Here is a 6,274-nt window from a genome sequence, read left to right as displayed (position 1 = left end):
GCTGCGAAGCAGTCGCCAATCCGGTCATCTCGCATTCATTTGAAACACCGCAGTGTCCGGATTTACGACGGCTTCGCCGCCGAACGCAGCCTTCGGCAGCTGCTACAAGGGTCCGCGGTGCCGGCCTTGGGGGTGAAAAATATGCGCCAGCGCTTTATAGTGGCCGACCTCCGTTTCATCAAGTAGCCGAGCCCCATGTCCGAGCCACGCAAGATCCTCGTCACCAGCGCCCTGCCCTATGCCAATGGTTCGATCCATCTTGGCCACATGCTGGAATACATCCAGACCGATATGTGGGTGCGCTTCCAGAAGCACCGCGGCAATCAATGCATTTATGTCTGCGCCGACGACGCCCACGGTTCGGCGATCATGCTGCGCGCGGAAAAGGAAGGCATCACCCCGGAACAACTGATCGCCAACGTCCAGGCTGAACACAGCGCCGACTTTGCCGAGTTCCTGGTGGACTTCGATAACTTCCACTCCACTCACGCCGAAGAAAACCGTGAGCTGTCGAGCCAGATCTACCTGAAGCTGCGCGACGCCGGGCACATTGCCCAGCGCTCGATCACGCAGTACTTCGACCCGGAAAAGAAAATGTTCCTGGCCGACCGCTTCATCAAGGGCACCTGCCCGAAATGTGGCACCGAAGACCAGTACGGCGACAACTGCGAAAAATGCGGTGCGACCTATGCCCCAACCGATCTGAAGGATCCGAAGTCGGCGATCTCTGGCGCCACGCCGGTGCTCAAGGATTCCCAGCACTTTTTCTTCAAACTGCCGGACTTCCAGGAGATGCTGCAAACCTGGACCCGCAGCGGCACCCTCCAAGACGCCGTGGCCAACAAGATCGCCGAATGGCTGGATGCCGGCTTGCAACAGTGGGACATCTCCCGCGATGCGCCGTACTTCGGTTTCGAGATTCCAGACGAGCCAGGCAAATATTTCTATGTGTGGCTGGATGCGCCAATCGGCTACATGGCCAGCTTCAAGAACCTGTGCGACCGCACCCCGGAGCTGGACTTCGACGCGTTCTGGGGCAAGGATTCCACGGCCGAGCTGTACCATTTCATCGGCAAGGACATCGTCAACTTCCACGCCCTGTTCTGGCCAGCCATGCTCGAAGGCGCCGGTTTCCGTAAACCGACCGGCATCAACGTACACGGCTACCTGACCGTCAACGGTCAGAAAATGTCCAAGTCGCGCGGCACCTTCATCAAGGCCCGGACGTATCTGGATCACCTGTCGCCGGAATACCTGCGCTACTACTACGCGGCCAAACTGAGCCGTGGCGTCGACGACCTCGATCTGAACCTCGAAGACTTCGTGCAGAAGGTCAACTCGGACCTGGTCGGCAAAGTCGTCAACATTGCCAGTCGCTGCGCCGGTTTCATCCATAAAGGCAACGCCGGTGTGCTGGTGGCGGGGAATGCCGCGCCAGAGCTGACCGATGCGTTCCTCGCTGCTGCGCCAAGCATCGCCGAGGCTTACGAAGCTCGCGACTTCGCCCGCGCCATGCGTGAAATCATGGGCCTGGCCGACCGTGCCAACGCCTGGATCGCCGACAAGGCACCGTGGTCGCTGAACAAACAGGAAGGCAAGCAGGATGAAGTCCAGGCCATCTGCGCCCTGGGCGTCAACCTGTTCCGCCAGCTGGTGATCTTCCTCAAGCCCGTGCTGCCGCTACTGGCCGCCGACGCCGAGGCGTTCCTGAACGTCGCGCCGCTGACCTGGAATGACCACGCGACCTTGCTCAGCAACCATCAGCTGAACGAGTTCAAGCCGTTGATGACTCGTATCGACCCGGTAAAAGTACAAGCCATGAGCGACGCATCCAAAGAAGACCTGACCGCCAGCGCAACCGACACCGGCGAAGCCGCACCGGCCGGCAACGGCGAACTGGCCAAGGATCCCCTGTCGCCAGAAATCGAGTTCGACGCCTTTGCTGCGGTCGACCTGCGCGTCGCGCTGATTCTCAAGGCCGAGCACGTGGAAGGCGCTGACAAGCTGCTGCGCCTGACCCTGGACATCGGTGACGAGCAACGCAACGTGTTCTCCGGGATCAAGAGCGCTTATCCGGATCCGTCCAAGCTCGATGGTCGCCTGACCATGATGATCGCCAACCTCAAGCCGCGGAAAATGAAATTTGGCATCTCCGAAGGCATGGTGATGGCGGCTGGCCCTGGTGGTGAAGAAATCTACTTGCTGAGCCCTGATAGCGGCGCCAAGCCGGGTCAGCGTATCAAGTAAGTTTGTGCGGTAAATCGATCCCACAGTCGTGCCAGACGCGACTGTGGGATTTTCATATCTGGCCCACCCTCCGTCCTTGCCGGATAATGCCTAAGCTTTTTAGACCGCTGCGTTAAAAAGCCCCTGTTCTTGCCGGCACGATCATGACCGAGATGCTTCTTACGCTTATCAGCGCTGCCCTGATCAACAACGTCGTGTTGTACTGGCCGCTGGCCGCCGATTCGCTGCTGGGTAACGAACATCGTCAAGTCCATGCCTTGGGTATCGCGACGACGTGCCTGATGTGGATGGTCGGCACGTTGGGTTACGCGGCTGACCATTGGCTGCTGGCCCCTCTGGAATTGACGTCGCTGCGTCTGTTCGTGTTCTTGCCATTAAGCGTCTTGTTGATTGCGCCGTTGTTGAAAGGGCTGTCGCACGCACTGCCAACGCTTAAGTTCGACGGTCTCTGGCCACTGCTTTTGGGCAACGCGGGTGTGCTCGGGTTGACGCTGCTCAACGCTCAGGACGACAAAGGATTCTTTCACGCCACCTTCCTGAGCCTCGGCGCCGGGCTAGGGTTTTGGCTGGTGCTGAGCCTGTTCAGCGATTTGCGCCAACGCACACTCGATAACGATATCCCCCTGCCCTTTCGTGGCCTGCCGATCGAGTTGATCGGTGCCGGATTGATCGCGGTGGCATTTCTCGGATTTAGCGGACTGATCAAAACATGAGTCTGATTCAACGCATCGACGCCCTCTTGCCGCAGACGCAATGCGGCAAATGTGGCCATCCCGGATGCAAGCCCTACGCCGAAGGCATCGCCAGCGGCGAGCCGATCAACAAGTGCCCGCCCGGCGGCAGCGAAACCATCGCGGCCCTGGCCGATCTGCTGAAAGTGCCGCTGCTCGAACTGGACGTCAGTCGCGGCTCGGCCCCGGCGCAAATCGCTTACATTCGCGAAGCCGAATGCATCGGTTGCACCAAATGCATCCAGGCCTGCCCGGTGGATGCCATCGTCGGTGCTGCCAAGTTGATGCACACGGTGATCATCGACGAATGCACCGGTTGTGATCTTTGTGTAGCGCCCTGCCCGGTGGACTGCATCGAGATGCGACCGCTACCGCTGACCACGGTGCTGCCAATTGTCGGAGGCCTGGCCTTCAGCCTTGAGGAGCAGCGCGCTCGCGCCGCCAAACGCAACCATGCCCGGCGCCGATTTGAACAGCGCAATGCCCGCTTGCAGCGTGAGGAACAACAGAAACTCGCTGAGCGCCAGGCTCGCGCCCAACGCAGCGTTGTGCCCGCTGAAATGGCTACGCTCGACCCGGTACAGGCAGCACTTGAACGCGTGCGTGCACAAAAAGCGGCGAGCGCCGATGCGGCGTTGAAAAAGGCCAAGATCGATCTGGCGATGAGTCGGGCGCAACTGAACAAGTCGCTAAAGGCCTTCGGGCATCCACCGACCTTCGAGCAGCAGTCGCAACTGATCGTACTTCAGCAACAATTTGAAGCCGCCGAACAGACCTTGGCGCAATTGGAAAGCAGTTCATCGCCAGCCCCGACACCGGTTGCACCGGCGAAGGACGCCGAATTGAAACGGGCGAAGATCCAGTTGGCGATGCGCCGCGCCGAACTCAAGAAAGCCCAGACCAAGGACGCACCGGCCGAACAAATCGAAGCCCTGCAACGCGCACTCAACGAGTCGGAACAAGCCTTGCACGTCGCTGAGGCGGCGAGTGAACAGCCACTGCCGGACCTGACGCGAGTGGAAAAGCGCCCCATCGACAGCCAGCTTCGACAGCTGAAAACCGAATTGGCCTACGCCCGTGCCGACGTCAGCAAACTTGAACGAGGTGCGGACACCCCAGGCGAATTGATCGACAAGGCCCGCGCGCGCTTGCTGGAAGCCCAGCGCCAGGTGGATGCCTATGTCGCCCCTTGAGCCGGTGGACGAACGCCTCCAGCAGGCCATGAAACTGGTGTTGCTGGCCACCGTGCCGGGAATGCTGACGCTCTTCTGGCTGTATGGCTGGGGCGTATTGATCAACCTGCTGCTGGCGACCGTTACCGCGCTGGCGGTTGAAGGCGCCGTGTTGCGACTGCGCCAGCGCCCGCTCACACCGACGTTGAGTGACGGCAGTGCACTGGTCAGTGCGACGTTACTGGCACTGGCGTTGCCGCCCTACTGCCCGTGGTGGCTGACGGTCTGTGCGACGGCGTTCGCGCTGCTTGGCAAACAACTGTACGGCGGCGTTGGCAAGAATCCGTTCAACCCGGCGATGCTCGGTTTCGCCCTGGTGCTGGTGGCCTTTCCCCAACCAATGACGCACTGGCCGTCCTCCCACGGCATGGACTTGCTCAGCGGCCTGCAACAAATATTCGGATTCAATCTCAGCGCTACACCTGATGCCTGGGCCCAGGCCACCGCGCTCGACAGCCTGCGAATCAACAAAAGCCTGACCATGGATGAACTCTTTGCCGGCAACCCGGCGTTCGGCCATTTTGGCGGACGCGGCGTGGAGTGGGTCAACCTGGCCTTTCTGGCCGGTGGCGCATTTCTCCTGCAACAGCGAGTGTTCAGCTGGCATGCGCCGGTCGGCTTGCTCGCCAGTCTGTTTGTCATGAGCCTGCTGTGCTGGAACGGCTCGGGCTCCGACTCCCATGGCTCCCCCCTGTTTCATCTGCTGACCGGCGCCACCATGCTGGGGGCTTTTTTCATTGTCACGGAACCGGTGTCCGGTGCGAAAAGTGCTGGCGCCCGGTTGCTCTTTGGTATTGGTGTGGGCGTGCTGACTTACTTGATACGGACTTGGGGCGGCTATCCGGATGGCTTGGCATTTGCCGTGCTGCTGATGAACCTTTGTGTGCCAGCACTGGAGCGCTTTGTCGCGTCCAGGCAAGAAGTGACCCCATGAGCCGAGCCTCAAGCATGGTGATTCTGGTGCTGTTGGCCGGGCTGGGAATCGGCGCGACCTACCTCGTGCAACGCATCAGCGCCCCCCGCATTGCGGCTGAACAACGGCTGATCGACAGCCGCAACCTGCTGGACCTGCTACCACCGGCAACTTACGACAATCAACCACTGGAACAGCCGCTCGCCCTCGCCAACATCACCTTGCCCAACAGCACGCTGCCGGGCGGCTACCTGGCGACCAAGGCCGGCCAGCCGAGCGCGGTCTTGCTGCGCAGCCAGACCATGGGCTACGAAGGCTCAATCGAATTGCTGATTGCCATCGATCCCAACGGCAAGTTGTTGGGAGTCAAAACCCTCAAGCAATCGGAAACTCCGGGGCTGGGTGGCAAGATCGCCGACTGGCCCAATACCTGGCTCCAGGCATTTGCCGGCAAGTCTCGAAGCGACCCCGACGACACAGGCTGGGCCCTGAAAAAAGATCAGGGGCAATTCGATCAGGTGGCGGGTGCAACCAGCACGTCAAGGGCGGTGATCAGTGCCATTCACGACGCGTTACGCTACTTCGATGAACACCGGCAACAATTGATCGGGAGTAGCGCCCATGACTAGGTCCCAGGCCCTGCAAAATTCGCTGATGCTTGCGCCCCTGATTGGCGCGACGACCTCCTGGGTGGCGGCGCTGGGATTGTGGCTGATGTTCATCGTGGTGATCAGTGCTTATGGCGCTGGCATGTGGGTCTTGCGATCCCGGCTGGTTCCGTCCGCCCGCTTGCTCGCCTGCCTCCTGCTGGCCGCCACACTCACCAGCTGCGCGCAAATGGCCGCACAAGTCTGGTCCCTTCAATGGCACCAACCGGTAGCGCTTTACGCAGGGTTGATCGCCCTGCAATGCGTTGTGCTGGAGTACAACGGTTTCTTTCAGAGCCCACGCCTGGACCGCTTGCGCCTGTGCGCCCTGTTTGGCGCGTTGATGGTCGGCCTGGGCCTGCTGCGCGAACTGGCTGGCAACGGTGGCTTGCACTTCGCCACGCTGGCCCCCGGCGGGTTCATTCTGCTGGGATTATTGATCGCGGCACGACAGGCCTGGGCCCGTTCGACGCCCTCACAATGATTGACTGTTTTTCAGGAAAC

At 60.6% G+C, this 6,274-nt stretch carries 7 protein-coding genes; all 7 read left to right on the top strand.

The annotated features are described in order from the left end of the window. A partial coding sequence (locus PMI22_RS31880) for a hypothetical protein (RefSeq protein WP_007943584.1) occupies positions 1 to 186 on the top strand: 186 nt, incomplete at its 5' end. Positions 187 to 195: 9 nt separating this feature from the next. Then, positions 196 to 2,247, top strand: a complete 2,052-nt coding sequence (gene metG / locus PMI22_RS23765; protein WP_007943583.1) for a methionine--tRNA ligase — start codon at positions 196 to 198, stop codon at positions 2,245 to 2,247. Between the two features lie 143 nt (positions 2,248 to 2,390). Then, a complete protein-coding gene (locus tag PMI22_RS23770; protein ID WP_007943582.1) occupies positions 2,391 to 2,960 on the top strand; it encodes an Rnf-Nqr domain containing protein in 570 nt (189 codons plus the stop codon). After that, complete coding sequence (gene rsxB, locus PMI22_RS23775) at positions 2,957 to 4,171, top strand: electron transport complex subunit RsxB (protein WP_007943580.1); 1,215 nt, start codon at positions 2,957 to 2,959, stop codon at positions 4,169 to 4,171. Before PMI22_RS23770 ends, rsxB begins: the two co-directional genes overlap by 4 nt. Next, complete coding sequence (locus PMI22_RS23780; RefSeq protein ID WP_007943579.1) at positions 4,158 to 5,144, top strand: RnfABCDGE type electron transport complex subunit D; 987 nt, start codon at positions 4,158 to 4,160, stop codon at positions 5,142 to 5,144. The genes rsxB and PMI22_RS23780 overlap by 14 nt, the downstream gene beginning before the upstream one ends. Next, positions 5,141 to 5,752: an RnfABCDGE type electron transport complex subunit G gene (locus PMI22_RS23785; protein ID WP_033048853.1), complete on the top strand. Its 612-nt coding sequence runs from the start codon at positions 5,141 to 5,143 to the stop codon at positions 5,750 to 5,752. The genes PMI22_RS23780 and PMI22_RS23785 overlap by 4 nt, the downstream gene beginning before the upstream one ends. Next, entirely contained in the window at positions 5,745 to 6,254 is a 510-nt protein-coding gene (locus tag PMI22_RS23790; protein WP_007943577.1) for an Rnf-Nqr domain containing protein, read from the top strand. The genes PMI22_RS23785 and PMI22_RS23790 overlap by 8 nt, the downstream gene beginning before the upstream one ends. Positions 6,255 to 6,274: the final 20 nt, after the last annotated feature.

The sequence above is a fragment of the Pseudomonas sp. GM21 genome (assembly GCF_000282215.1).
In the GTDB taxonomy this organism is placed as follows: Bacteria; Pseudomonadota; Gammaproteobacteria; order Pseudomonadales; family Pseudomonadaceae; genus Aquipseudomonas.
This window is presented reverse-complemented; position numbering and strand designations above follow the sequence as displayed.

Excerpts from the sequence above, each read along its gene's own strand:
- metG (WP_007943583.1), top strand. The coding sequence starts at position 196 with ATGTCCGAGCCACGCAAGATCCTCGTCACCAGCGCCCTGCCCTATGCC.
- PMI22_RS23770 (WP_007943582.1), top strand. The coding sequence starts at position 2,391 with ATGACCGAGATGCTTCTTACGCTTATCAGCGCTGCCCTGATCAACAAC.
- rsxB (WP_007943580.1), top strand. The coding sequence starts at position 2,957 with ATGAGTCTGATTCAACGCATCGACGCCCTCTTGCCGCAGACGCAATGC.
- PMI22_RS23780 (WP_007943579.1), top strand. The coding sequence starts at position 4,158 with ATGTCGCCCCTTGAGCCGGTGGACGAACGCCTCCAGCAGGCCATGAAA.
- PMI22_RS23785 (WP_033048853.1), top strand. The coding sequence starts at position 5,141 with ATGAGCCGAGCCTCAAGCATGGTGATTCTGGTGCTGTTGGCCGGGCTG.
- PMI22_RS23790 (WP_007943577.1), top strand. The coding sequence starts at position 5,745 with ATGACTAGGTCCCAGGCCCTGCAAAATTCGCTGATGCTTGCGCCCCTG.